1 protein-coding gene is annotated in these 1,340 nt (G+C 49.8%); it reads left to right on the top strand.

The features are described from left to right. Window positions 1-449: 449 nt before the first annotated feature. Window positions 450-1,268 (top strand): TlyA family RNA methyltransferase, encoded by an 819-nt coding sequence (locus F6J94_RS33890; RefSeq protein ID WP_293048347.1) that lies wholly within the window; start codon window positions 450-452, stop codon window positions 1,266-1,268. Window positions 1,269-1,340: the final 72 nt, after the last annotated feature.

The following is a 1,340-nucleotide window of genomic DNA, read 5'->3' as shown; positions in this document are numbered from 1 at the left end:
TCTCGATTCTAGTTTCTGCACCAGCGAAAGTCACACAACAACCCAAACCACAGTATCTCAGTGGTAGACTGCAAACAGATCACAAGTGCAGTCACTAGGGATAAGGCTGTTGGGAAGGGTGAATCTCATGTTTGCTGTTTGACCCGGTGGGTGGAATGGGCATCTTGCCCGTTACAATCGGACGGGCTATCCCAACACTGGCTACGAGGCGGACTATTCCAAAGGTGGCGGTGCGTTACGGGACGGGCTATCCCAACACTGGCTACGAGGCGGAAAATTAGGGCTCGCCCCTCCCTAACGCACCCTACGCACTAACTTCAACCTCCTAACCTTCAACCTCCTAACCTTCAACCTTACAACCTTCAACCTTCAAACCCTCTAACCTTCAACCTTCAAACCCTCTAACCTTCAACCTCCTAACCTCCTAACCTCCTAACCTTCCAATCCCATTGGTTAAACAACGACTCGACAAATTATTAGTAGACCTTAACCTGTGTGAATCCCGACAGCGAGCTCAGGTGCTGATTCGTGCGGGTGAAGTGATGGTAGATGGACAAATATTAGATAAGCCAGGAACTGAAATTAACACCACGGCTCAGATTCAGGTCAAAGAGAAACCCCCTTTTGTATCCAGAGGAGGGAAAAAACTTGCCAAAGCCTTGGAGGTATTTGGAATTTCAGTAAACGGACGCATTTGCCTAGATGGTGGCATTTCCACCGGTGGCTTTACCGACTGCTTGCTAAAAGCTGGAGCAAAACAGGTTTATGGTGTTGATGTGGGATATGGACAAGTAGCCTGGAGTCTGCGCAATGACCAGCGGGTGGTGTTGAAAGAACGTACCAACTTACGCTATCTTCAGCCAGCCGACTTGTACGGTGTTTCACCAGTCCCGAATCAGAGTCAAGTCTATGCTGATTTAGGCGTAGTCGATGTCTCCTTTATTTCCTTAACCAAAATTCTTCCTGCTCTGTGGCAACTGCTATCCCCTCCCCGTGAAGTAGTGTTGCTAGTCAAGCCTCAGTTTGAAGTTGGTCGTGACCGTGTCGGGAAAAAGGGAGTAGTCAGGGACCCCAATCACCGTGCGGATGCGATCGCAAACGTTCTAGAATCCGCCAAACCCCTAGCTTGGCAGTACAAAGGATTAATCTCCTCCCCCATTACTGGCCCCGCCGGAAATATCGAGTACTTACTTTGGCTAGCCATGGATAGCGTATTACCCTATCCCAATTTAGCAGCAATTAGAGAGATTACCAGCAACAGGGAGTAGGGAGTAGGGAGTAGGGAATCGGGAGTCGGGAGTAGGGAGCAGGGACTTCGGAGCAGGGAGTAGGGAGTAGGG

It is taken from the genome of Moorena sp. SIO1F2 (assembly GCF_010672755.1).
Taxonomy (GTDB): Bacteria; Cyanobacteriota; Cyanobacteriia; order Cyanobacteriales; family Coleofasciculaceae; genus Moorena.
The sequence above is the reverse complement of the archived record's forward strand: the minus strand, read 5'-3'. Positions and strand labels throughout refer to the sequence as shown.